Consider the following 25669-nt stretch of genomic DNA (forward strand, 5'->3'; position numbering starts at 1 on the left):
ACTTGTCCTTACAAATTTTTTAATATCTTTTCATAATCTTTCAAAGAGTGAAAATTCACCTCTTTTGTATTTAATAAAATAGTTTTTCCTATATGTTCTAGTTTTGTAAACTTTGTAATATTTGGAACTGGGTCTTCTTTATTTACAAAACGAAAAATCTTAAAACTATTTTCATAATAGTCACAAAACTCTTTTTTTGCAATTGGAGGAGCTCCAAAAGTAAAAATAGAGAGATTTTTTTTGTTTATTCCCTCATCATAAAAATAACATCCAACTATAGTTGCTATGGCTCCACCTAAACTATGCCCACATAAAAAGAGTTCATAGTTATTATTTATAAATTGAATATCTGCTAAAAAATCTATTTGTCTATCATCTTTTTTTGATTTAACTGATTTTCTAAAAATTTTGAAACTTCTATAAAATCCTGAATGTACACACTTTTTAAATTTATTATGAGTAGAGTATTTTAAACTAAAATTTGTAAGCCAATCCTCTTTTTCTTGACTTCCCCTAAATATAATAGAAATTTGCCCTTTTTCATTTTCTTTTGATTTTTTTATGGCAACGATAAATTGCAAATCGATTAAATCATACTTTGACCTAAGTTTAAAAAATATCTTTTTTAAAAGATTATTTGAAATCTTTTTGTGATTTTTTTTATCAAAAAAATAAACTTCATCATAAGCATATTTTGTTTTTATTTCATTTTCAACTCTACTTATATCATCAAAATAGGCTAATTGAGATAATTTTAAAAAGATGTTTGTTTCATCTACTATTTCTTTAGTCAAACTTTTCATTGTGTTTCTACGAATTAAAATGTCTATACAATTCCTTAGACATATTTTCTACTAAATATGATTTAAAAGAGTTATCTGTAAAAATCTTATTAAAAATCTCCTCATTTGTACTTCTTTTATCCAATATCATTTTCAAAAAATACCCTTTTTTAAACTGTTCTTCAAACTCTTCATAACTATTTACTTTTGCTATATCTTTTAAATCTTCATTTTGTTTATGTGCTTCAAGCGGTTGGTCAAAAAAAGCCAATCTATCCTCATCACTTAAATCAAGTCCAAATAAATCATTAATTCTTTGAATTAAACTATTTAAATCAACCTCTTCTTTCTCTTTTTTTCTACTTCCACCTGATGAAAAACCTTTTAAATCTTTTTCATCACCCTTTTGTAAAGATATATCTTCTCCGTTTGTTTCATCACCATTCATTCTTTTTAGTTTATAAAAATCAAGGCTAAGTAAATTATCAAGTTCAACTTTACTTATCATATCTTTTGGAAATTTTTTAATAAGCCCACCAAGATAAATATACATCTCATAAAGTGCTGTTTTTTTAATAGGATAAATCTGTATTAAAAAATTATAAGCTCTAAAAAACTTAATAACATAAGTCTTAAATTCATCTTGTTTTTCAATCTCTTTTATCTTTTTAAATCGCTCTATTGCTACATTTACAAGATTATCCATATTTGCTATATCATTTGAATCTCTTTGCTCTTTTAAATAAAGTTTACAATACTCTTTAACCTCTTCTTCATAACAGATATGAAACTCATCAATTTTATGATAAAACTCAAATACAATATTTGGGTCTGTCATTTCTTCAATATTTGAACTTGTATAATATCTACTAAAAGAGTCTCTTATCGTATCAACATCATTTACAAAATCCAATACAAAAGTATTATCTTTGTTTTTTGTAACTCTATTAAGTCTTGAAAGAGTTTGAACTGCTGTTACACCATTTAGCATTTTATCCACATACATAGCACAAAGTTTTGGCTGGTCAAAACCTGTTTGGTATTTATCAGCAACAATCAAAAACTTAATACTATCAACGCTATCAAAAACCTCAGGTAGTTCACTCTCTTTTATAGCATTTAGACTCTCTTCAGTGTATTTAACTTCATCAATTTCTAGTTCTCCTGAAAAGGCAATAAGAGATTTAACACTTGGATAATGTGTTGCTAAATATTCATCAAAAGCCAATTTATATTTTAATGCATGAAGTCTTGAACTCGTAACTACCATCGCTTTAGCTCTGTTTTTTAGCCAAAAAACTCTATTTGTCATAAAATCTTCAACAATAGTTTCTACTTTTTGTTTGATATTATGTTCATGTAGATTTATAAAACTTCCAATAGCTTTATTTGCTCCTCTTTTTTCAAAGATTGGATTATCTTTTATCTTTTTTCCTATTTTAAAATATGTATCACTTATCATATAGTTTTTAAGTGGGTCAAGTATAAATCCCTCTTCAATAGCTTGTCGCATAGAATAAAGATGAAATTCATGTGGTTTTCCATCATCACCAACTCTTCCAAAAATTTGCATAGTTTTATCTTTTGGAGTTGCTGTAAATGCAAAAAAGCTCAAATGCCTTGTATCTGTGATAGCTTCAAGCATTTTATTTACATCATCTTCACTATTTGTTTCGTATTTTTTATCAAACTCTTTTGCCTCATCCAAATCTTTTCCACTAAGTGCTAATTTCAAATAATTTATATTTTCTCCACTTGTACTAGAGTGTGCTTCATCTATAATAATTGCATAATTATTTTTATCTAAACTATCTATTTTTTTATAAGCATAGGCAAATTTTTGAATAGTTGTTATGATAATCTTTGCTTTCTTTTGCAACGCAAGAGCTAAATCATTTGAGTTTTTATTTTTATCTATTTTTACAACGATTCCTTTTGTTTTATCAAGTTGATAAATAGCATCTTGTAACTGTTTATCTAAAACTTTTCTATCAGTTATAACTATCACACTATCAAAAATAAGATTTTCGTTTTCATCGTGAAGTTTTGAAAGTCTATGAGCCAACCACGAAATAGAGTTTGTTTTTCCACTTCCTGCACTATGTTGGATTAGATATTTTTTCCCTTGTTTTTCCTCTTTAACTCTTTTTTCTACTTTTTTTACAACATCAAGTTGATGGTATCTTGGAAATATTGCTATTTTTTTGTTTGGGTCTTTTTCATCTTCTTGAATAAAATAAAAATTTCTAAAAATATCTAAAAGTGAATCTTGAAGCAAAATCTCTTCCCATAAGTAATAAGTTCTAAATTTTCCTTCAACTATTGGATTTCCAGCACCTTGCTCAAAACCTTTATTAAATGGTAAAAAGAAAGTATCTTCTCCTTTAAGCTCAGTTGTCATACTTACTTCATCATTATCAACTGCAAAATATATCAATGTTCTTGTGTTAAATTCACTTAGTTTACTTCGATAACTTCTATCAAGTTTAAATTGCTCTTTTCCATTTTCAATATTTTGTCCAGTAAATTTATTTTTTAATTCAATTACAACTATTGGAAAACCATTTAAAAAAATTACCAAATCGATAGAAGTTTTAGCACTCTCTTCAAAGTAAAGTTGGCGTGTTAGTGAAAAGATATTTGAGTTATAAAGCTTTAGTGTTTCTTGATTTTTATTGTTGTTTGGTTTAAAATAAACAAGCCTTAAATTTGAAGATAAAGAGTAATCTTCAACACCTTCTCTTAAAACTCTTATCAAACCTTTTTGTTTGATATTCGTATCAATCATATCAAGAAGTTTTTCTTCCCAGTTTGTAGGACGAAATTTTTTAAACTCTTCCAAAAGCTCACTTTGAGTTGTTTCTAAGAATCTAAAAAGTTCTATTTTATTTATACAACTTTTTCTATCAAAATCACTACTAACACTTTGGGCAAACCCACTTTTTATAAGTGAATTTTGAATCGCTTCTTCTATATCTTTTTCTTTTATATGTGCCATATTCTAACCTTTGATTTGATACTTTTCTTTTGCGTTTTGGATTGCTTTATGAAGTCGTTTTTCAAACTCCTCTTTTGGTGGCAAAATCGTAAGATATTTAGCCACATGAATATCACTTTTTTCTAGTTCAAGAAGTTCTATTTGTTCTTGATTTTTATCACTACAAAGTATGATTCCCAAAGGTGTGTTTTCATCTTCTTCTTTTTCATACTTTTCTAAGTATTTCAAATACAACTCCATTTGCCCTTTATACTCTGCTTTAAATTTTCCTAGCTTTAAATCAAGTGCTATAAGTCTTTTTAGTTTTCGATTATAAAAAAGTAAATCTATATAAAAGTCATCTTCTCCAATTTGAACTCTTTTTTGTCGTGCTATAAAAGAAAATCCATTTCCAAGCTCCAAAATAAAGTTTTCAATATCTCTTAAAATCGCATCTTCTAAATCTTTTTCCAAATATCTATCATTTAGTTCTAAAAAGTCTAAAACATAAGGGTCTTTTAAAACCATATTAGGAGTTACAACTCCCTCTTTTAGTTTTTCTATTTCATAAGATATAAGTTCATCAGGCTTTTTTGATAAAACTGTTCTTTCATATAACATTGAGTCAATTCTATCATTTAGAGTTCTTGTACTCCACTTATCAAGTTTTGCCATTTCTATATAAAATGTTCTTTTTAACTCATCTTCAATTGTTATTAAACTTCTTATATGTGTCCATGTCAATTGTGTACTCAGTGAGTACACAATCTTTTCATCACTAAAAACTTTATAAAATTTAATCATATGAAAAATATTTCTTTTTGAAAAACTACTTCCAAACTCTGCTACCAATTGTCTACTCACTGAGTGTACAATCTCATTTCCATAATCTGCCCTTGAGTTTTTAAGTATATCTTCATTGATTTTAAAACCTATTTGCCAATACATCAAAGTCAAAGATGAATTTACACTAATAGCAACTTGTTCTTTTGTAGATGCTATTAAAGATTTCAATTCAACAACTAAGTTTTTATTTTCTATTAGTTCACTCAAATTTGACTCCTTTTTTATTATAAAACTTCGATTTTCCCTGTAACTGTTTGGCTAATAAATGCCTCTTTTGCCTCTTTTAGTTTTGTGATACTCTGTTTTGTTTTTTCAATAGTATTATCAAAATGGATAAGTTTTTCATCTAGGTATTTTGATATTTTTTGTTGTTCTTCTAATGATGGTAAAACAATTTTAAAATTATTTAAATTCCCTGTTGTTAATTGATTAATTGTAGATGATAAAAAACTTGCTGATTGTGCTTCAAATATATCAGAATTAAATATGTAAAATAAATACTTATTATACTTTGACCGAAAAATTGTCATAAAAGCACCAAATGTCAAATCTTGTGATTTTTCCGTTATTAAGGCATTTTTTCCAATTAAATTTCTACTTCCATTTCGTGAACAAATTAAGATATCATCAATTTTTGTTAATAATTTTTTAGGGATTACACTTTTAACATAAACATTATCTTCAAAAGTTATTCTTTTATTTTGAACATTAGATGACCTTAAAACTAATATACCTTCATTTTTATCAACAACATCAGTAGGAGAATAAGTTAGTCCAATAATAGCATCTCCTAAATACTTCAACTTTGTTAATTTCCAATCTTTAGGAATATCACCCAACCACTCTACACCACTTGATTTCAGTTCATTTTCTTCTCTTTTGATAGTTTGAAGTTTTGAGTTTTGTTCAACTATTTTTAGTTTTCCCGTTACAACTTCACTTATCAAAGATTGTTTTGCTAGTTCTAGTTTTGAGATAAGTTGCTCTTTTTTTAAAATAGCTTCATCAAAGATTTTGCTTTTTTCATCTAAAAAATTTGCTATTTTTTGTTGTTCAAAAAAAGAACAAACTAAACTTTCTAAACTCATAAAATTTTCATTATTAATTGTATTTCTCAAACTTTTTGTATAGTTCAATAAAATATTCTGATTATTTAGTGTTAAAAACCAATAGTAATAATATTTTGAATACAAATTTTTTACAATCAAATTTGTATAGGCAGATGAAATAATTCCTTGTGTATTAACATATCCAATTATTCTAGGTGTTACATCAATATCAAATAAACATAAAATTAATGAATCTTTTTCAACAATTTGGTATATACTAAAGCTACTTGGCATTTTTCCCATATTATTCATATTTCTTTCTATAACACCATTTAAAGTTAATGATAATACTTTATAATTGTCATAATTATCACCTACATTATTACTAATTCTTTTAAAAATATATTTATTTTTATGATATTCCCAATCTTTTGGAATATCCCCCAACCACTCGACACCACTTGGTTTTAGTTCATTTTGTTCTCTAATACGATATTTCATTAGGCTAATAACTCTTTTAAATCATCATTTATACTTGATTCTAGTTCTCTAATTTCTTTCATAATATCTTCAAAACTTTCAAGTTTTTTGTACTCATAAAAGTGTCTTGTAAAGGGTATTTCATATCCAATATTTTCAAATGTACTTTCATCCATCCAAGCTGAAACCAAGTGAGGTTTTACCTCTTCTTTAAAATACTCTTTTATATCTTTTTTAAGAGGTATTGACTCTGTATCTTTTGCTATTAGTAGGTTTAGTTCTGTTGGTTTTAGTTTGATTTTTAGGTATTTTACAAATTCATTTCGTGAACTAAACTCTATTTTTTCATCTTCTATTTTTTGTAAAACTTTTGCTATTTCCTCTTTTTTATCCAAGCTTTCAAACTTCTCATCATCTTTTAACTCTTCAAGATTTTTTGGTCGTTCAATTGTGATTTTTGTATATCCAAAATCACTATTATCAAAGATTTTTGAATATTTTGACTCTTGAAAAGTTTGATAGATTTTTTCTATTTCATCTATTTGTGTTTTATCTATAAACTTTCTTTTGCTTCCAAGGGATTTTCTCATAGGCTTTGAAAAATCACTTGCATTTACAAGCTCTATTTTTCCTCTTCTTTTTTCCTCTTTTTTATTTGTAAGTACCCAAATATAAGTAGAAATTCCCGTATTATAAAAAAGGTCAGTTGGAAGTGAGATGATTCCTTCTAACATATCAGATTCGATTATCCATTTTCGGATATTACTCTCACCTCCACCTGCATCACCTGTAAAAAGAGGTGAACCATTGAAGATGATAGCTATTCGACTTCCGTTTTCATCATCTACCATTTTACTTATCATATTTTGTAAAAAAAGAAGCGAACCATCACTAACTCTAGGAACTCCTGCACCAAATCTTCCTGCAAATCCATAAGTTGTGTGTTCAGTTGTTACATAACTTTGCTCTTTTTTCCACTGCACTCCAAAAGGTGGATTTGAAATCAAATACCGATAATGTTTACCTTTGTGTCCATCATCTGTTAGTGTATTTCCAAAAACTATGTTGTTTGTATCTTGCCCTTTTATAAGCATATCAGCTTTACAAATCGCATAAGATTCGTCGTTTATCTCTTGTCCGTATAGTTCTACTTTGGCATCTTTGTTCTGCTCTAAAATATACTTTTGCCCAACAGATAACATGCCTCCCGTTCCACAACAAAAGTCAGCTATTGAGATAACTTTCCCTTTTGTTTTTATCTCATCACTTTTCCCCATAAAAAGCATTTTCATACAAAGTTCGATTACTTCCCTTGGTGTGTAGTGGTCTCCTGCTTCTGCATTTTCTTTGAACTTTCTTATAAGCTCTTCAAAGATATAACCCATAGTTTGATTATCCACTCTATTTGGGTGCAAATCTACGTTTTTAAACTCTTGTATTACATGATAAAGTTGATTGTTTTTTGCTAGTTTGTCTATGTCTTTGTTGAAATCAAAGTGAGCGATAATATCTTTAATATTTGAAGAAAAACCTTGTAAATAAGCTATGAAGTTCTCTTTTAAATGGTCTTGGTCATCACATAAATTATCAAAACCAAAAGCTGAAATATTGTAAAAATCAAGCCCATCAAGTTCTGTTTTGATAAGTTCTTCTTGGGACTGTTCAGGAATATTTTTATATAAATTATAAGCTTTTAAAATATCCTCTTTTTTTTCAGAGATTATCTCGTCAAATCTTTTGATTACACACATAGGTAAGATTACATCACCATATTTTTCAGGTTTGTAAACTCCCCTTAAACTCTCTGCTATTTGCCATATTAGATTTATTTTATCGTTGAAATTTATCACTATTTATTCTCTTTTTCATTAATTAGTATTTATTATATTGTTTTAGAAGTAAATATAAAGTTATTTTTTTATTATTTTCCCAATTTTCCTGCTAAAAAGCCGCTAGAAAAAGACCATTGGAGATTATATCCGCCACAAGGTCCATCTATATTTACAACTTCCCCACAAAAGTACAAACCATCTATTATTTTACTTTGCATAGTTTTTGAATCTATCTCTTTTAGTTCTACTCCACCTCTTGTAATCATAGCATTTTTAAATCCCTCATGACCTATGATTGTAAAAGGTGTCCAAGCCAAAGTTTTAACTAATTTTTCTCTTTTAAACCCTTCAATTTGTTTAAATCGTAAACTTGTATCAATTTCACAAATATTTAAAATTTCAGTTGCTACACTTGTTGCTAGTAGAGTTTCTAAATTTTCTAAGATAGTATGTGTTGGATTTTTTGCTATTTCATTCTTTAGATGAGAAAAAATCTCTTCTTCATTTTTACCTTTTAAAAAGTTTATCAAAAGTGGAACTTCATTGTATTTTTCTAAAATAGGAGTAATTTCTCTAGCAAAATCCAAAATAACTGGACCTCTTAAACCCTCTTTTGTGAAAATCAAATCACCTACAAGTTTTAAATTTTTATACTTTGGAATATTAACTTTTAAGATAGCTTTTGCGATTGTATCAGCTTTACAAGAAGCAAAGTTTTTCTCTTTTGTCATTAGTGGCATCATAGCTGGATGAGTTGAAGTAATACTGTGACCAAAATCTTTTGCATAGATATATCCATCACCAGTTGCACCAAGAATTGGATAACCCAAACCTCCAGTTGCTATGATGATATTTTTTGATTTATAGGTTTTGTCTTTTGAAGTTATGATAAAAATATCTTCTTCTTTTTTTATAGTTTCAATAGCAACTGAACATTCAACATCTACACCAACTCTTTTTAGTTCTTCATCTAAAGCACTTAAAATTATACTTGAACTGTGATTTACAGGAAATACTCTAAAACCATCCCTAGCTATTGTTTCAACTCCAATTTTAGCAAAAAAATCTCTTAAGTCAGTTGCATTAAAAACTTCCAAAGCATGACTCATAAAACGACCATTTTTACCAAACTTTGCCATAAACTCTTCAGTTGATAAAGTATTTGTAAGATTACATTTCCCTCCACCAGTAGCTTTTAATTTAGCTGCAATTTTTGGAAGTTTTTCAAGAAGTAAAACCGAGTTCTTTTCACTAGCACAACTAATACTTGCTAAAATTCCAGCAGGTCCACCACCAAGTACTATACAATCATAAATATCATTCAAATTAATCTCTTTATATTTTTTTCGTATTATATATAAAGCTTTAAGTGCATCTTCTTAATACTATGATATTTTTAAGCCTACAATTCCAATCAAAATAAAAAGTATAGAGATGATTTTTTGAAAATTCAAAACACCATTTAGATAAAAATACTCTATTAAAACCAAACTAACTATTCCTATTGCACACCAAATTGCATAAGTAAAACTAACTGGTAATACTTTCATCGCTTTTGAAAGAAGGAAAAAACTTGAAACTACCAAACATAAAGTCAAGATAGTAGGAATTGGTTTTGAAAAACCTTCACTATATTTCAAACCAATTGCCCAAAAAGCTTCAAGAAGTCCAGCTATAAAAAGATAAATCCAAGCTACTGTTGTTGCTGACATAAGAAGTTTCTCCAGCTTCCTAAACTTGTTATCTCTTTTGAGTTTTTTACATAATCTGCTTCACATAAAAAGCCATAAACACTACTTTCATCTTCTAGAAAAACAGTTCCTATTCCAAGTGGACTTGCTATTTGTTTCATAAACTTTCCAAAGTTTTCTACTTTCATAGACCAAACTTCAAGCTCTAATTGGCTTTTAACAGAACTATCATAAATCATACCAGGTCTGATTGGAGTTTTGTTTTCAAGTAAAAAAAGTCTATAACCTTTTTTTGTTTTACACTTTTTTACAAAAGTTGCATCAAGCTCAGTTAATTGCCAATTTAAAGGCAAACTACTCATATGAGCTCCACAAACACCTATTAAAATCTCATTTTCATTCATCTTAAACTCCTAAGTATTTTGAAGCGTAACTTAATAGTTTTTCTTCTTCAAAGTTTTTTGCTACAACTGTAACTCCAAAAGGTAAACCATTTGTTCTATTTCCAGCAGGAACTGCAATTGCAGATAAATCAAGTAGATTCATATAGTTTGTGTAATATCCAAGATTTGTATTTAGTTCTATTGGATTATTGTTTACTTCTTCTATTTTATAAATCGTTCCCGTTGTTGGTGTTAGCATAAATTCAAACTCTTCAAACAACTTCTCAGCTTTTTTTCTATTTTTTTTCAAGATATATTCTGATTCAAAATAGTTGATAGCATTTATATTTTCTCCACCACTTATAATTTTTCTAACTGTTGGCTCAACAATTTGGGGAGTTTTTGTAATAACATCTTTTATAGCTATAAATCTCTCAACTACCCAAGGTCCACTATAAAGTAAATTTGCACTTTCATTAAATGGCTCATAATCAATCTCAAAAGCCTTTCCACCAAGTGATTCAAACTTTTTAACAGCCTCTTCAAATAGTTTTTTTGCTTCCTCATCACCAAAGAATTTTAGTTGCTCTTTTTTTGGAATTGCAAAAGAGAATTTTGCTTTTTCTTCACACTCTACTTTCTCATAAACTCTACTATAAATATCTTCTTCATCACAAGCATTTACTATTTCAAATACCTCTTTGATACTATCTAGCTCTTTTGCAAATACTGTCACACAATCCAAACTTCTACAAGCTGGAACAACTCCAGAAGTGCTAAGAACTCCTTTTGTAGCTTTTAATCCTATTAGATTATTAAAAGCTGCTGGTACTCTTCCACTTCCTGCTGTATCAGTTCCTAGTGAAAAACTAGCCATTTCAAGAGCTACTGAAACAGCACTTCCAGAGCTTGAACCACCTGAAATATACTCTTTGTTTATTGAGTTTTTACACTCTCCATAAGGACTTCTAGTTCCCACAAGTCCAGTTGCAAATTGGTCAAGATTTGTTTTTCCTATTGGAATTGCACCAGCTTGGATTAATTTTTCAACCACAAAAGCTGATTTTTTTGGAATATAAGAAAATTCAGGACAAGCAGCAGTTGTAGGAATACCAACTAAATCAATATTATCTTTTATGGCAAAAGGAATACCATAAAGTGGTAAATCCTCTATATTTTTATCTTCAAGATTTTTTAAATAAAAGCTTAATTCTTCTTCATTTAAAGTATAAATCCAAATATTATAATCTCTTGTTTGTTCTATTTTTGAAAAAATAGATGAAACTACCTCTTTTACTGTAGTTTCACCACTTAAATATTTTGCTTTTAAATCTTTTATATTTAGATTCATTTTTCATCCTTTTTGATTATTACTAGAACATCACCAGAATTTATATTATCACCCTCTTTAAAAAGAATTTTTTCTACAGTTCCACTAATATTTGTCTCAATATCTACTTCCATTTTCATTGATTCTAAGATAACTAAAACTTCACCAACTTTTACCTTATCACCCTCTTTTACTTCAATTTTCCAAATATTTCCAGACATGATTGATTCAACTGCTTCTTCATTTTCATTTAAAATGATTTCATCTTTTACTTCAATAACTTCTGTTTGAACATTAAACTTATCTAGTCCTTTTTCTTTCCACATCAATCTTTCATCTTCAAAAGCTTGTTTTCTCATATCTTGGAAAGTTGTATGCTCTTTTTTGTTGTTTTCTAAAAACTCTTTATACTCTTTTAATTTAAATGTTCCATTTTCAATTTTTAAAGGATATTTTCCATATAAAAACTTCTCTCTAATCTCATGTAACTCATCACTTGAAACTAAATAAAATTTAACTTGGTCAAAAAATCTTAATAACCAAGGTTTAGTAAACTCATTTGTAGTTCTATATGTGTTCCACATTTGTAAAGTTCTTCCAAAAAGTTGATAACCTCCTGGTCCTTCCATACCATAAACACACATATAAGCCCCACCAATTCCAACAGAGTTTTGAGCTGTCCAAGTTCTAGCTGGATTATATTTTGTTGTAACCATTCTATGGGCTGGATTTAGTGGAGTTGCAACTGGAGCTCCTAAATAAACATCACCTAATCCCATAACTAAATAGGAAGCATCTAAGATAATTTTTTGAACTTCATTTACATCTTTTAAACCATTTATTCTTCTAATAAAATCGATATTTGAAGGACACCAAGGTGCATTTGGTCGTACTCCTTGCTGATATTTATCAATTGCTAGTTGAATTGAAGGGTCATTCCATGAAAGAGGCAGATAAACAGTTCTTGAATTTACCTCTAAATTTTCAATATCTCCTAAAGAGTTTATTGCATTTTCCACTAACTCTAAAATTTCATTTCTATCTAGTTTTAAAGAGTTAAAATGTATTTGTAAACTTCTAATACCTGGAGTTAAATCAATAATTGAATTTAAGTTTTTATCTTCAATATAACTCATTAAAGCATGGATAAAAAATCTAAGTTCAATATCAAGTTTTAACTCTCCAGCTTCAACTAAAACAAACTCATTTCCAGCACTTCTAATAACAATATCTAAATCTAACTCTTTATATTTGATTGTTTTTATAATTGGTGTTGCATTTTCTTCATCAAAATCTATTATAAAATCTTCTAGTTTTGGTAAAAGACTATTTGTTTTAATAGCTTCTTCATAAACTTTGTTCATCAAATCTGCATTTTCTAAACTAACTGGTTTAAACTTGATTTTATCACCTGTTTTAAGCTGACCAATTTTATGTAATTCACAAGAAATTATCGTAGCTGGACAAACAAATCCACCAAGACTTGGACCATCAGGTCCTAAAATAACTGGCATATCTCCTGTAAAATCTATTGTTCCAAAAGCATAAGCATTGTCATGTATATTTGAAGGGTGAAGTCCAGCTTCTCCTCCATCATTTCTTGCCCATTTTGGAGTTGGTCCGATTAGTCTAACTCCTGTTCGGCTTGAGTTAAAGTGAACTTCCCAAGAAGTAGCAAAAAACTCTTTTATATCAACACTTGTAAAAAAATCAGGACTTCCATGTGGCCCATAAACAACACCAATTTCCCACTCATTTACTAAAGTAAGTCTGTTTACTAACTCTTCATAAACCTCATCTTTAGTTTCAAAATAGTTTAATACATCCCCAGCTTTTAAAGCTCGTCCACCATGTCCACCAAACTCACCTAAAGTGAATGTTGAAGCACTTCCAAGATATGAAGCCACATCAAAGCCACCTTTTATAGCTAGATAAGTTCTATTTCCATTTCCAACAACTTTTTTAAACTCTAAAACATCATTTTCATTTATATTTATAGCTTTATACATCTCTACACTATTTCCATTTAGTGTAACTTGCATATTTGCTCCACCAAATGCAATAGTTGTAGAATTTCTAAATTTAAAAGTTGCTCCTATAAAAGTCATTTCTATAAAAGCAGCTTTTTCATCATTTTTTAATAGATGATTTAAAAGTCTTGGTGTTAGATTATCCATTGCACCAGATGGTGGAATACCAACTGCCCAAAAATTTTGTCGTGCTGGATAATCTTGAATAGTAGTCATTGTTCCTGATTTTAAAATATCAACTTTAAAAGGTTTGTATTCTAACTTTTCTAAAACTTTTGTATAAAAACTTGAATTTACGAAAAAGTCTTGTTTTAAAATAGTTTGCAAGTATGAAAGATTTGATTCAATTCCATAAATTTTTGAAGTTTTTAAAACCTCTTGTAGTTTTGTTAAATTTTCTTCTCTAGTATCACTATATGAAATCAATTTTGCTAAAAGTGGGTCATAAAATGGACTAACTTCACATCCATCTTCAATCCAAGTATCTATTCTAAGATTTTTTGGGAACTCAACTTTTGTAATAAGTCCAGTACTAGGTTGGAAATTTTTACTTGTATCTTCTGCATAAACTCTTAGTTGAATTGCATGACCTTTTGGATTGTGAATATAATCAAGTAGTGGTTTATTATCACCATACGCTATTTTTATCATCCACTCAACTAAATCAACTCCACAAACCTCTTCAGTAATTCCATGTTCAACTTGTAATCTTGTATTTACTTCTAAAAAGTAAAATTTATTTGTTTTTGTATCATAGATATACTCAACAGTTCCAGCACTTTTATAGTTTACTGCAAGTGCTAATTTTCTTGAAGCTTCAAACAATTCAGTTCTTAACTCATCACTAATATTTGGAGCAGGAGTTTCTTCTATAACTTTTTGGTTTCTTCGCTGTATTGAACAATCTCTCTCACCTAAAGTTTTTACATTTCCATTTCCATCACCAAAAATTTGAACTTCAATATGACGTGCAGTCTCTATATATTTTTCTAAAAAAACTCCACCATTACTAAAGTTTGAAGTTGCTAGTTTTATTACACTCTCATAAGCTTGAACTAACTCTGTTTCATTAAAACATAGTTTCATTCCAATTCCACCACCACCTGCTGTGCTTTTTAACATAACTGGATATGAAATAGAATTTGCAATCTCTTTTGCCATTTCTAAACTAGTAAGAAGTTCACTTCCCTCAAGTAGTGGTACATTATTTGCTTTTGCAATATCACGTGCTGTATGTTTTAATCCAAAATCCTCTATTTGTTTAGAAGTTGGTCCAATAAATACAATACCGCTTTTTTCACACTCTTTTACAAAATTTACATTTTCACTTAAAAACCCATATCCTGGATGAATAGCATCAACATTATACTCTTTACAAATCTCAATAATTTTTTTATAGTTTAGATAAGTCTCTTCTAGTGTAGTTCCATGAAGTTGTACACTAATATTTGCATTTCGTACAAATGAAGCGTGTTTATCTGCCTCACTATAAATTGCAACGGACTCAATACCCATCTTTTTTAAAGTTCTAATTACTCTATTTGCAATCTCAGCTCTATTTGCAATTAATACTCTTTTAAACACTTTATATCCTTGAAGTATAATTTTGGGCCGTCCCAAATGAATATATCTTATAAGTCGTCTAATAAGATAAAAAGATTAGCTCTTTTGGGCTTTTAACTAAAATTAATCCCAAATAATTAATTGTATAGGAGTTGGGTTATATCCATTACATGGATTGTTTAATTGTGGGCAATTTGATATTAAAACTAAAGTATCCATGTGTGCCACCATTTCCACATAATCACCTGGTTTTGAAATACCATCAACTATTGCTAAATGTCCATTTTCTTCAACTGGTACATTCATAAAAAAGTTAATATTGTTTGTAATATCTTTTGGACTCATTTCAAGTTGTGCCGCAATTGTTAAGTAATTATCTCTACAAGAGTGCATATATTTTTTATCTAAACCAAATCTAACACTATTACTCTCAGCACTACAATGTCCACCTAAAGTATCGTGATTTCCACAAGTGTCTTCTACTATTTCCATCAAAACATTATCATCAGTTGAAATAAGTTTTGTTCCAGTAGTAATAAAAATACTTCCTTGTTCTCTTATAGTATCATTTGCACTATATCTATCGTTTAAATTGTCATTATTATAAAAAAGTGTATCAACAGCTTGGCATCCTTCTAAATCAACGATTCTAAAAGTTTGTCCTTTTTTTATAACACCTGCCCATGGAAGTCCTGATGGTAATTTTTCATTATAAATTGCGTTTTTTGTATCTTTTGACATCTTTTAATCCTTAAACAAAATATCTGTTAGTATTTATGAAGCCTCTTTTTGCTTCATCACTATAAGTTTTATAATCTTCATCATCAAATGCAACAGCATCAAAAATAGTAATTTCAATATCACTTGGCTCATAAACTCCACTTTTATCCATAGCATGTGGTGTATTTGATAATACAAGTAAAACATCCATATGTGCTGTTAATTCTATAACATCACCCTGTGCAGCACATCTATCACTTAATACAAGTTTTGAACCCTCTTTAACATCAACTTTTCTAAATAGATTCAGTGCAGGAATTAAATCTTTTTTTGTCATTCCATATTTTCCAAGTTCAATTAAAAAGTTTTCTTTATCACTTTTATAATAACCATTTCTACAACTTTGATAAGTTGCCTCTCCTCCAAAGTTCTCTTTGATAGTTCTTTCATTTGAAATTCCACCTAAAATATCAAATAAACCATCAGTAGAATCTTCTGTAATTGCAAATAAAACCCTACCCATTTCTGAAAATAGAACTTTTTCTTTTCCTAAAAAAGCATTCCATTGGATTTTTACTGTATCTGCACTATTAAATCTCTCTGCTACATTTGAAGCGTTATAAAACATAGCACTTAAACTTGCATTGTCACCTTTTGCTTTTAGTTGTATTGTTTGCCCTCTTTTTATAATTTTTGACCATTTTACACTTGAAGGGAAAATTTCGTTTAAAACAACTTTATTACTTTTTATCATCTTTTCATCCTTTAAAAATGTTCCATTTTGAAAAGGAACCTACTCATTTATAAACTACTTTTAACGCCGTAATAAATTACAGCTAAAGTAGCAAACCCTAAAGAGAGATACTCGTATCTCTTTTACTCGAATCTATATCATTTACTATTGTTGACCCATATCTATTTGGGAAATCCTCGTCAACTTTTATTTTGTCAAATACCAAAACTCTTGTTCCTAATTTAAAAGCTTCACTAATATCATGAGTTACCATCACAACTCCAAAGTTTAGTTTTGAGTGAATATCTAAAAGTAATTCATGCATATCTTTACTAATTCCAGGGTCAAGCGCACCAAATGGCTCATCTAAAAGTAAAAGTTTTGGCTCTTTTACAAGTGATTGAGCAATAGATAATCTTTGTTTCATTCCACCACTTAACTCATGTGGATATTTAGTTCTTGAGTGGTATAAACCAACTGCTTTTAAAATCTCATCAGCTTTTTCATAAGCCTCTTTTTTTGCTTTTCCAAAAAGTTTTCCAAAAAATGGCGACTTTTTAAACTCTAAACCAATAATCACATTATCAATCACATTTAAGTGACTTAAAGTTGAATATCGTTGAAATACTATTCCTCTATCATCACTTGGCTCTTTTGGATACTCTTTATCTTCAAAAAACAACTCACCTCGTGAGGGTTGTTCAATCCCAAGCAACATTCTTAAAAATGTACTTTTACCACAACCTGATGGTCCAACCAAAGTACAAAACTCGCCACTATTCATTGAAAAATTTACTTTTTCTAAGATTATATTATCACCATAATTTTTCCAAATTTTTTTTGCTTTAATTAATCCCATAATCACTCCTTTCCAAACCAAGGAAATAGTTTTTGATTAAATTGTCTTAAAACAAAATCTATTAAAAATGCTAGTAGTGTAATCCATACAACGTAAGGTAAAATCACATCCATAGCTAGATATCTTCGTACTAAAAATATTCTATAACCTAAACCTTCAGTTGCAGCTATTGCTTCAGCTGAAATCAAAAATATCCAAGCAGTTCCTAAAGTCAATCTAATAGAATCAATCAATCTTGGAAATATTTGAGGAGTTACAACTCTTGTAATTATTTGCCAAGTATTAGCTCCCAATGTTTGAACTTTTATGATTTGTTCACTTGGTATCTCTCTTACCCTTTGATAAATATCTCTTATCATAATTGGTGTAATTCCCAAAATAATCAAAACTACTTTTGAAATCTCACCTAAACCAAATACTATAAAAAGTATCGGTAAAATTGCCATTGTAGGTATTAGTGAAAAAAACCAAATAAGTGGCGATAAAGTTGAAGTAATCATAGGAATAACTCCAATTGAAATACCAACAACTAAAGCAATAACTGCACTAATTCCTACACCTAAAGCCAATCTTTTTAAACTTGAAACTGTGTCATCATAAAGGATATAACTTCCAGTTCTTTTATCCTCTTCAAAAGCCAATTTACTAATACTTTCAATACATTTTTCTATTGATGGCAATAGTTTATCATTTGGATTTTCAGCAAGTCTAGCATTTGAAGAACCTATATAAACTATCACTATTAATAGAAAAGGTAATAATCCCAAAAAAATATTTGTTGTTTTTGATGGAATTTCATTTATTAACCTTTTCATATTTTTTCCCTAAAAATTAAAGTTTTCCCTCAGCAGCCATTTTCATGAAAGTATCATCAAATCGAAGTTTGATATTTCCTTTATCTCCAATAACTTTCCCATTTGGAAACTCAATTCCTACAAATCCATAATCACTTGCACCTTCACCATATAAACCATGGTCAAATGAGAATTTAGCAACAAACTCCATAGTTTTTACTATTTCATCACTGTTATTAAATTTTACAGCTTCTGCAGGTGTGTAATACATATTTGTAGTTTTTAATTGATCTTCAAATCCAGCTAAATCAGTTCCAGAAGCTTTTGCCATAATTGTTTTAGCTTCAATTGATTCTTTTGAGTTAGAAGTCATTAAAGTCATCATTTCGTACCAAGCACCAACTAATGCTTTTCCAAATTCTGGATTTTCTTTTAAAGTTTGAGTGTTAGCAACCATTAAATCTATAATCTCACCAGGGATTTTTGAACTATCAAAAATAGTATTAGCTTTTGGCATTTTTTGAATTTCACTCACTTGTGGTTTCCAAGTAACAACACTTGTAACATCAGCAGTTGCATAAGCAGAAACCATATCAGCATCACTTGTATTTACTACAGTTAAATCTTTTTCACTTAGTCCATTTTTCTCTAAAGCTCGAGCTAATAAATAGTGAGAGATTGATAATTCAACAAGATTTATATTTGTTCCTTTTAAATCTTTGATTGATTTTGCAGTTTTAGAAATAACAGCATCATTTCCGTTTGAATAATCTCCAATGATTAAAGCAGTTGAATCAACTCCACCAGCAGCAGGAATTCCTAATGCATCAGTATTTGCCATCACACAACCATCAAATTCACCTGAACTATATTGATTGATTGATTCTATATAATCATTTATTTGAACTATTTCTACATTAATTCCATATTTTTTAGCCCATTTATCCATGATTTTTTGAGATTCTATAACATCCCAAGGCATCCAACCAACATAGATACTCCAAGCAACTTTGAAATCTTTTTTTGTTCCAGCAAAAAGCGAAGTTGATGTTAATCCTAAAAATAGAACAGCCAATGACAATAGTTTAAAGATTTTTGAAATCGAAAGTTTCATGTATTACTCCTAAATAAAATTAAACACGTAAGAGGTTTTCACCTCCCGGGCTTTTATCCCTCCGTGTAACTCTAATTTAAGAGTCGATAGCTCTCGGACCAGTCAACTTAAAAAGTTCGGAACCCTAGCCATCTTTGCAGTTCTTCAAGAGACGAAATTGCCTCTGACATGTTTGATAAAGTAATTATAAATAAAAATTAATCTTTATTGAATAGTTTTATTGTTTAAAAAATATACAAATAAATTTTTTAATAAAAAATCTTTCTAAGTAACTATTAAATATCATTACATATTAAATTATTTTGAAGGATTTTAATTGGCTGGAATATTAGGCTATTTATCAGTTTTAGCAGATGATATAGGTTCACTTGCTGGAAAAACTATGGCAACAACTGCCAAAACTTTAGCAACATCACTTGATGATATAGGATTACTGTTTGATGATATTGCAACTTACACAAAACTTGCAAGTGTAAAATCTAGTGGTCTTTTAGTTGATGACTTAGCTGCTATTGCAAATTTTACAAATGAAACAACTTCTGATATTTTGAAAAAAGAGTTAGAAAAAGCAAAGTCTGTTGAAGAGTTTAAAGAAAATGTTGAAAAACTAGACGAGAAGGCTCAAAAAGAGATTTTAGCAGAACTTGAAAATATTAGAAATTTAGCAATTCTTGAAGCAAAAAGAAAAGCAGCATTAAGAGAACTTCCTATTGTTTATAAAATTGCTCTTGGAAGTTTTAAAAATAAATTTATCATTATTCCTGTTGTTTTACTTTTAAGTTATTTAGCACCTTGGGCGATTGCTCCTATTTTGATTTTAGGGGGAGCTTATTTGGCTTATGAAGGAGTTGAAAGTATCTTAGAAAAATTTGGACACCATGAAGTTGCTGATGAAAAAGAGACTATAAAAGAACTTTCAAGTGAAAAATTAGAAGATGAAAAAGTAAAAAGTGCAATTAAAACAGATTTTATTTTATCTTTTGAAATTATTGTAATTAGTCTTAGTCTGATGGGAAATAGTGATTTTTTAACAAAACTTTCTGTTTTAATTCTTGTTGGAATTTTAACAACTGTTTTTGTATATGGAATTGTTGCATTTATTATAAAACTTGATGATATTGGATTTTATTTACAAGAGAAAAAAAGTGCTCTTTTAAAAACTATTGGGAATAGTTTTGTAAAAGCAATGCCATATATTATAAAAACTATTGGTGTTTTGGGAACAATTGCAATGCTTGCTGTTGGTGGTGGAATTATCTCTCACGAAACACATATCTTACACTCTTTTGATGAAACATTAAAAGTTATTCCACTTGGTGGATTTTTAAGTGAGATTATTTTAGGTGCAATTGTTGGATATATTGTTGTTTTAATAGTTCCAATTTTTTCAAAACTATTTAAAAAAAGTAACTCTTAATAATATCTGCTAGGATATAAAGCATTAGTAAAGTAAAGATAATCTTATTGTAATTCATAAAGATTATCTTAACTAAAATTGTTTAAAAATCCATAATCAAAGAAGTTAAAAACTTTTTATCAGTATTCTCTTTTTCAGTTTTATTTACATAATCAATTCTATAACTAACACCCAAAGATAAATTTTTTGTCATTCTAACACCCATTGATGTTTCACTTGACATAAAATATTTTTCGCTATCTTCAATAGAAATCAAATAATTTAACATCTGTTTGAATTCAATATTTTCATCAAATTTATATCTATAATCAATCTCTGTTCTAGGAGCGATATACTCATCTTTTCTATTGTCATTATATTTATCAAAAGCGTAATCCAAACCACCTTGAATATCCAATGTTTGTATTTCATCATCAATAAATTTATAACCTATACCAGGTCCAACATTTAGCCTATAATCATAATCAGACAATTGGTCTTTTATATAATTTGTTCCAATATATGAATAAACTTTTTCACCTAACATATGATTATAATCTAATTCAACATCATATTTATTTGCTGAAGTATTTTCATCATTTTCGCTATATAAAACACTACCTTTTGCTCTAAAATTACTATCTTCATCTATTTTAGTTGTTGCTTCAAGTTTTGCAGAAAAAGTGCTTGTATTACTATTTCCACTTGTTTGAACATAAGATAACTCTAAATGTTTATCAAAACTTAAAGCAAAAGATGAAGAAGTAATTAAAGATAAAATACAAATCTTATTTATCAATTTCATCTACTCTTTCCTTAACTCTTGTCTTTTATTTGCTTTTGAAACATCTTTTTGAGCAAAATCATAGTTTTCTGGAATGATTTTTTTCAAAAATGGTGGAATTTTTCTTCCCCCTACTTTCATAACATCTTCCAAAATTATATTTGCAATCTTTTCTTTATCAAATTTTGCACTCATATATTCAAATAAAAACTCAGCCATTCTATCAAGTGAGATTTTATAAGTAGATTCACTTCTTCTATATAACCACTTACTCAAATCATAAAAGTTTTCAAAAACTTTTCCATTTTCAAAAAGTAAGGCTGTTGTTTTTTGGAAATTTCCACTGTTATAAACAATATCCCAAAATCTAGCAAATCTTTTCATCTCTTGCATTTGTTCAAAACTTATTAAATCATTTTTTAAAATATCATAAGGTGGCAAATCAGAATAAACCATACCATAAACTTTATCATGTCTATCTAGCGTTGTTCCAGATAATTTTTTCAAAATCCCAACTTGAATCTCTCCAGTTGAAAGAGTATAAAGTAAGTCAAGATTTTTCCCAAAACTCTCAATAGTTTCACTAGGAAGCCCAATGATTAAGTCTATATGCATATGAGCGTGGGTTTCTTGAGATAAAAACTTCAAATTATCTTTGATTTTATCAATTCTTAGATTTCTATGTATCTCTTTTGCTACATCCAAATTTAGAGTTTGAATACCAACTTCAAGTTGTAAACTTCCAGCTTTAAATTTTTTGATTAATTCTCTTAATTCTTCAGGGAAATTATCTGGAATTACTTCAAAGTGTAAAAAATACTCCTCTTCTTTCTCTAGAAAATAGTTTAAAATAGCTTTTGCATAAGAGATTTTGATATTAAAAGTTCTATCAATAAATTTGAAATTTCTTGCACCTCTTTGCCATAATTTGTCTATTTGTTCTAAAAAAACTTCAATAGACAAATATCTCATTTTTGTATCGATTGAAGATAAACAAAACTCACATTCAAAAGGACAACCTCTTGCCATTTCCACATAAATATGTCTATTTTTGATATCAAAATCTGTATAATCATCATAAGGTAAAATGATATTTTCTAAATCAACTTTTGGTGAATTTATAACTCTTGGTTCTTTACAATTTCCATTTAAAATATCTTTACACAGATTATAAAAACTAACTTCCCCTTCACCTGTGATTATATAATCAGCCATATCAAAATTTACTCTCAAAGGCTTATAACTAACCTCTGGACCTCCAAGAACAACTATCGTTTCAGGTGATACTTTTTTAATAGTTTGAACAAGTTCAGCAACATCAGTTGCATTCCAAATGTAAACTGCAATTCCAACAATTTTTGGTTTATGTTCTAATATTTGTTCTGCTATTGTTTGATTCGATGAGTTTATAACAAACTCTAAAATTTTTGCATTTTCTTTTAATTCTTTTAAATTTGCATATAAATATCTCAAAGCTAAAGATGTATGAGAGTACCTTGCGTTTAATGTTGTAAGTATAATATTTTTCATTCGCGATTGTAACATAATGTCGCTATATTAACCTTTTATAAACCAAACTTCAATATACTACACCTTTAAAAAAAGGAGACTTATGTTAAACGATACCTTTACTAGATTTAGAGTAATTTCTTTTGTTGAAGGACTTTCTTATCTAATCTTAGTATTTATTGCAATGCCTTTAAAATATTTGGCAGATTGTCCAATTGCTGTAAAAGTTGCTGGAATGACTCACGGTATTTTATTTATATTATTTTTTATAGCTTTATTTATGGCTTCAAAAAGATACAATTGGAAGTTTTTATCTTTTCAGTTATTTGTATATTCACTTATTCCATTTGGATTTCTTTTAATTGATAAAATTATTATGAAAACTCCTCCAAAAAAGTTAAAATAGATGTTTTTTACAGAAGGATTTTTAGGAACTAAGGCACCATTTTATTTAGATTTAGCAACTATTTATTTCGCAATACTTCCATTTTTGTTAGCTTTTAGTATCTATTTTGCAAAACAAAAGATGTATGAAAAACATCTAGTTTCTCAAGCAATAATCCTTGGTGCTACTTTATTCATCATAGTTATTTTTGAAATTGGAGTTAGAATAACAGGTGGTTTTGAAGAGTATTCAAAAGCTAGCAATATCTCTTATGATTTTATGATTGTTTTTTTAATAATTCATATTTTAATAGCAATTGCTGCTGTTGGTGGTTGGTTATTTTTATTTATCTCAGCTTATAAAGATTATGTTAACCATAATTTTAATGGAAAAAAACATAAAAAGATTGGAAAAGCTATATTTATTGCTTTGACAGTAAGTTCAATTATGGGAATTTTTATCTATCTTTTTCTATTTGTATTTTAAATATTAAGGTTTAAAAAACCTTAATATCTTTTTATTTTTTCAATGAATAAATTTCTATGTCAGCTATTTGAATAGGATAATTTTGTTGGTCCAATTCTCCATCAACAGGAACTATTTCTGATGCTTTTTCACCATTATTTGTATCATTTAAAGCACCACCTCTTAAATTTATTTGTAAAACATCTAAATCTTTTACATCAATTTCTAAACTAAACTCTTTTTCAATAGTTGCATCAGTCCAGTTTTCATCCCAACCTTCAACTAATAAATATGATGAAATTATATTTTTTTCTAATCCACCATTCCAGATTTCACTTCCAGCATCATAAAAATTGATTTTCTCAAAACTATTTGTTGTATGTTTTTTTATTCTAGTTGCATCTTTTAGTTCAGGGAAAGAAACTGAAATTCCACCACTTGTAATAGTGCTCATATCAGGAACATATCTAAATGTAACTTTTAAAAGATTATCTCCAATTAATTCATAATCATAGAATACACCTTTGCCATTTGTGTTTTGTCCTAAATATTGAGAATCATCAAAACTTTTTTTCTTTGGAAGTTCTAACTCTTTTTCCTCTAATACTTTTTTACCATTTACATAAACACCATCAGTTTTTAACTCTGCTTCAAATTTTTTTAGATTGTTTTCTCCATCTATGAAATCTACTTGAGAATCAGGTTGTTTTAGATTTAAAAGATTTTTTAAATTTTGTGCTGTTTCATTATCTAAATTAATTACTAACTTGATAGTTTCAAAAATATCTTTAACATTTTTTGCATCTTCAATTGAACCATTTTTATTTAATCCTAAAGATAAATCATATTTTAAAGTATCAAAGATTTTTTGACCTTTTATCATATAAGTTGTTGCACTTCCATTTGAAGATACTGATATACCACTTTGAAATAATGTTTTTACATAATCTTTATAGTTTTCATCTTCTAAATAACTTGTAATTTCATCTAATTTTTTTATTGGTAATTTATCAACTGTGAAATTTAAAGTTGTTTTTTTAAGATTTGCAACTTCTTCACCATATTTTTTTACATTAACCTCATCAAAACCAATTTCACTTTTACCTGAAATATTAACTTCATCTTTTATAGTATTTGAATTTATCAAAATATTTTTTATATTAAATGAGTTGTCAAAATCTTGAAATTCAATATTTTTTATAGTTGAATTTGAAATCTCTTTTTTATCATCAAAATTATAATCCACATTCAAATCATTTAATTGGAAAAAATCTTTATCTGATTTTTCAGTTCCTGATAATTTTAATAAACCTAATTTCATATTTTTACTATTTCCCTCTAAACCTCTAATAGTTAAAAACATTAATTCAGGAATAACTGTATCAATATCAGCAATTTTATAATTTGCATTTTTATCAATGCTTACTTTTAATTTTTTATCCTTTAAAAAATCCAATAACCATTTACTAGATGCAATATTTGTTGACTCTTGAGTAAGAGTATACATAGCTTTTTTTGATAATGAAGATAGATAAATATTTGTATTTGCATCAAAACTTAGATTATTGATAACAAAATCATAATCAAAAGTAATTCCTTCAAAAATTTCTACTTTTTCTACTGTTTCAAGAAGACTATATTGTTTTTCTAAAGTTTTTTTAATCTCTTCATTTTTTATTTTACTAAAAAGATAAGTTGTTACTTTATCTGGATAAACAACTTCTATTTGACCACTACCAGTTGTTTTTAAATAGTTTGAGCTTTGTTGATGTTTTACAACAAAACCATTATTTTTCAACTCTTCTATTTTTGCATTTATTAAACTATCAGATTTTATTTTAAATCCAATTACTACAGCAATAACTGCTACTAAAATAGCAACAGCACCTAAGACAAGCTTTTTCATATTTCCCCTTTTGATTAACTAAAAATAATATTCTACCAAAT

The 25669-nt window shown here is 28.2% G+C and carries 21 protein-coding genes and 1 riboswitch; of the genes, 3 read left to right on the forward strand and 18 right to left on the reverse strand.

Annotated features, from left to right (window positions below; translation table 11 throughout):
* Positions 1-8 precede the first annotated feature (8 nt).
* From AELL_RS08800 to AELL_RS08870, 15 genes are all read right to left on the reverse strand, one after another.
* Positions 9-794: a lipase family protein gene (locus tag AELL_RS08800; RefSeq protein ID WP_192941187.1), complete on the reverse strand. Its 786-nt coding sequence runs from the start codon at positions 792-794 to the stop codon at positions 9-11.
* A 16-nt stretch (positions 795-810) separates the two neighbouring features.
* On the reverse strand, positions 811-3780 hold the full coding sequence (locus AELL_RS08805; protein ID WP_118917589.1) for a type I restriction endonuclease subunit R: 2970 nt from the start codon (positions 3778-3780) through the stop codon (positions 811-813).
* A 3-nt stretch (positions 3781-3783) separates the two neighbouring features.
* On the reverse strand, positions 3784-4812 hold the full coding sequence (locus tag AELL_RS08810) for a PDDEXK nuclease domain-containing protein (protein ID WP_118917590.1): 1029 nt from the start codon (positions 4810-4812) through the stop codon (positions 3784-3786).
* A gap of 17 nt (positions 4813-4829) precedes the next feature.
* Positions 4830-6155, reverse strand: coding sequence for a restriction endonuclease subunit S (locus tag AELL_RS08815; protein WP_118917591.1), 1326 nt, complete (start codon positions 6153-6155; stop codon positions 4830-4832).
* Positions 6155-7984 carry a type I restriction-modification system subunit M gene (locus tag AELL_RS08820; protein WP_118917592.1) on the reverse strand — a complete coding sequence of 610 codons (1830 nt, stop codon included), beginning with the start codon at positions 7982-7984 and terminating at the stop codon, positions 6155-6157. Before AELL_RS08820 ends, AELL_RS08815 begins: the two co-directional genes overlap by 1 nt.
* 71 nt (positions 7985-8055) lie before the next feature.
* Positions 8056-9291: a BaiN/RdsA family NAD(P)/FAD-dependent oxidoreductase gene (locus AELL_RS08825; protein ID WP_118917593.1), complete on the reverse strand. Its 1236-nt coding sequence runs from the start codon at positions 9289-9291 to the stop codon at positions 8056-8058.
* Positions 9292-9351: 60 nt separating this feature from the next.
* Complete coding sequence (locus AELL_RS08830; RefSeq protein WP_020848122.1) at positions 9352-9678, reverse strand: DMT family transporter; 327 nt, start codon at positions 9676-9678, stop codon at positions 9352-9354.
* Positions 9660-10061, reverse strand: a complete 402-nt coding sequence (locus AELL_RS08835; RefSeq protein ID WP_118917594.1) for an allophanate hydrolase-related protein — start codon at positions 10059-10061, stop codon at positions 9660-9662. The genes AELL_RS08830 and AELL_RS08835 overlap by 19 nt, the downstream gene beginning before the upstream one ends.
* 1 nt (position 10062) lies before the next feature.
* Positions 10063-11391 (reverse strand): allophanate hydrolase, encoded by a 1329-nt coding sequence (gene atzF / locus AELL_RS08840; protein WP_118917595.1) that lies wholly within the window; start codon positions 11389-11391, stop codon positions 10063-10065.
* Positions 11388-14984, reverse strand: a complete 3597-nt coding sequence (uca, locus tag AELL_RS08845; RefSeq protein ID WP_118917596.1) for an urea carboxylase — start codon at positions 14982-14984, stop codon at positions 11388-11390. The genes atzF and uca overlap by 4 nt, the downstream gene beginning before the upstream one ends.
* A gap of 102 nt (positions 14985-15086) precedes the next feature.
* Positions 15087-15704: an urea amidolyase associated protein UAAP2 gene (locus AELL_RS08850; RefSeq protein WP_118917597.1), complete on the reverse strand. Its 618-nt coding sequence runs from the start codon at positions 15702-15704 to the stop codon at positions 15087-15089.
* A gap of 10 nt (positions 15705-15714) precedes the next feature.
* Positions 15715-16437: an urea amidolyase associated protein UAAP1 gene (locus AELL_RS08855; RefSeq protein WP_192941188.1), complete on the reverse strand. Its 723-nt coding sequence runs from the start codon at positions 16435-16437 to the stop codon at positions 15715-15717.
* A 97-nt stretch (positions 16438-16534) separates the two neighbouring features.
* Positions 16535-17275 carry an ABC transporter ATP-binding protein gene (locus AELL_RS08860; RefSeq protein ID WP_118917598.1) on the reverse strand — a complete coding sequence of 247 codons (741 nt, stop codon included), beginning with the start codon at positions 17273-17275 and terminating at the stop codon, positions 16535-16537.
* Positions 17276-17277: 2 nt separating this feature from the next.
* Positions 17278-18090: an ABC transporter permease gene (locus AELL_RS08865; protein ID WP_118917599.1), complete on the reverse strand. Its 813-nt coding sequence runs from the start codon at positions 18088-18090 to the stop codon at positions 17278-17280.
* Between the two features lie 16 nt (positions 18091-18106).
* A complete protein-coding gene (locus AELL_RS08870) occupies positions 18107-19183 on the reverse strand; it encodes a putative urea ABC transporter substrate-binding protein (RefSeq protein ID WP_118917600.1) in 1077 nt (358 codons plus the stop codon).
* Positions 19184-19223: 40 nt separating this feature from the next.
* Positions 19224-19322, reverse strand: a riboswitch (guanidine-I (ykkC/yxkD leader).
* Positions 19323-19499: 177 nt separating this feature from the next.
* Here AELL_RS08870 and AELL_RS08875 point away from each other — a divergent pair.
* Entirely contained in the window at positions 19500-20600 is a 1101-nt protein-coding gene (locus tag AELL_RS08875; RefSeq protein ID WP_118917601.1) for a DUF808 family protein, read from the forward strand.
* A gap of 82 nt (positions 20601-20682) precedes the next feature.
* On the opposite strand, the gene AELL_RS08880 is transcribed toward AELL_RS08875, so the two are convergent.
* Complete coding sequence (locus AELL_RS08880; RefSeq protein ID WP_118917602.1) at positions 20683-21384, reverse strand: DUF481 domain-containing protein; 702 nt, start codon at positions 21382-21384, stop codon at positions 20683-20685.
* On the reverse strand, positions 21385-22893 hold the full coding sequence (locus tag AELL_RS08885; RefSeq protein WP_118917603.1) for a B12-binding domain-containing radical SAM protein: 1509 nt from the start codon (positions 22891-22893) through the stop codon (positions 21385-21387).
* Between the two features lie 82 nt (positions 22894-22975).
* On the opposite strand from AELL_RS08885, the gene AELL_RS08890 reads away from it, so the two are divergent.
* Positions 22976-23278: a DUF3817 domain-containing protein gene (locus AELL_RS08890; RefSeq protein ID WP_118917604.1), complete on the forward strand. Its 303-nt coding sequence runs from the start codon at positions 22976-22978 to the stop codon at positions 23276-23278.
* Positions 23279-23743, forward strand: coding sequence for a DUF420 domain-containing protein (locus AELL_RS08895; RefSeq protein WP_118917605.1), 465 nt, complete (start codon positions 23279-23281; stop codon positions 23741-23743).
* A gap of 31 nt (positions 23744-23774) precedes the next feature.
* Here AELL_RS08895 and AELL_RS08900 read toward each other — a convergent pair whose 3' ends face one another.
* Positions 23775-25628: a hypothetical protein gene (locus AELL_RS08900; RefSeq protein WP_118917606.1), complete on the reverse strand. Its 1854-nt coding sequence runs from the start codon at positions 25626-25628 to the stop codon at positions 23775-23777.
* Positions 25629-25669: the final 41 nt, after the last annotated feature.

The sequence above is a fragment of the Arcobacter ellisii genome (genome assembly GCF_003544915.1).
Classification (GTDB): domain Bacteria; phylum Campylobacterota; class Campylobacteria; order Campylobacterales; family Arcobacteraceae; genus Aliarcobacter; species Aliarcobacter ellisii.

Excerpts from the sequence above, each read along its gene's own strand:
- AELL_RS08805 (WP_118917589.1), bottom strand. The coding sequence starts at position 3,780 with ATGGCACATATAAAAGAAAAAGATATAGAAGAAGCGATTCAAAATTCA.
- AELL_RS08815 (WP_118917591.1), bottom strand. The coding sequence starts at position 6,155 with ATGAAATATCGTATTAGAGAACAAAATGAACTAAAACCAAGTGGTGTC.
- AELL_RS08830 (WP_020848122.1), bottom strand. The coding sequence starts at position 9,678 with ATGTCAGCAACAACAGTAGCTTGGATTTATCTTTTTATAGCTGGACTT.
- AELL_RS08835 (WP_118917594.1), bottom strand. The coding sequence starts at position 10,061 with ATGAATGAAAATGAGATTTTAATAGGTGTTTGTGGAGCTCATATGAGT.
- atzF (WP_118917595.1), bottom strand. The coding sequence starts at position 11,391 with ATGAATCTAAATATAAAAGATTTAAAAGCAAAATATTTAAGTGGTGAA.
- AELL_RS08850 (WP_118917597.1), bottom strand. The coding sequence starts at position 15,704 with ATGTCAAAAGATACAAAAAACGCAATTTATAATGAAAAATTACCATCA.
- AELL_RS08855 (WP_192941188.1), bottom strand. The coding sequence starts at position 16,437 with ATGATAAAAAGTAATAAAGTTGTTTTAAACGAAATTTTCCCTTCAAGT.
- AELL_RS08860 (WP_118917598.1), bottom strand. The coding sequence starts at position 17,275 with ATGGGATTAATTAAAGCAAAAAAAATTTGGAAAAATTATGGTGATAAT.
- AELL_RS08865 (WP_118917599.1), bottom strand. The coding sequence starts at position 18,090 with ATGAAAAGGTTAATAAATGAAATTCCATCAAAAACAACAAATATTTTT.
- AELL_RS08870 (WP_118917600.1), bottom strand. The coding sequence starts at position 19,183 with ATGAAACTTTCGATTTCAAAAATCTTTAAACTATTGTCATTGGCTGTT.
- AELL_RS08880 (WP_118917602.1), bottom strand. The coding sequence starts at position 21,384 with ATGAAATTGATAAATAAGATTTGTATTTTATCTTTAATTACTTCTTCA.
- AELL_RS08885 (WP_118917603.1), bottom strand. The coding sequence starts at position 22,893 with ATGAAAAATATTATACTTACAACATTAAACGCAAGGTACTCTCATACA.
- AELL_RS08890 (WP_118917604.1), top strand. The coding sequence starts at position 22,976 with ATGTTAAACGATACCTTTACTAGATTTAGAGTAATTTCTTTTGTTGAA.
- AELL_RS08895 (WP_118917605.1), top strand. The coding sequence starts at position 23,279 with ATGTTTTTTACAGAAGGATTTTTAGGAACTAAGGCACCATTTTATTTA.
- AELL_RS08900 (WP_118917606.1), bottom strand. The coding sequence starts at position 25,628 with ATGAAAAAGCTTGTCTTAGGTGCTGTTGCTATTTTAGTAGCAGTTATT.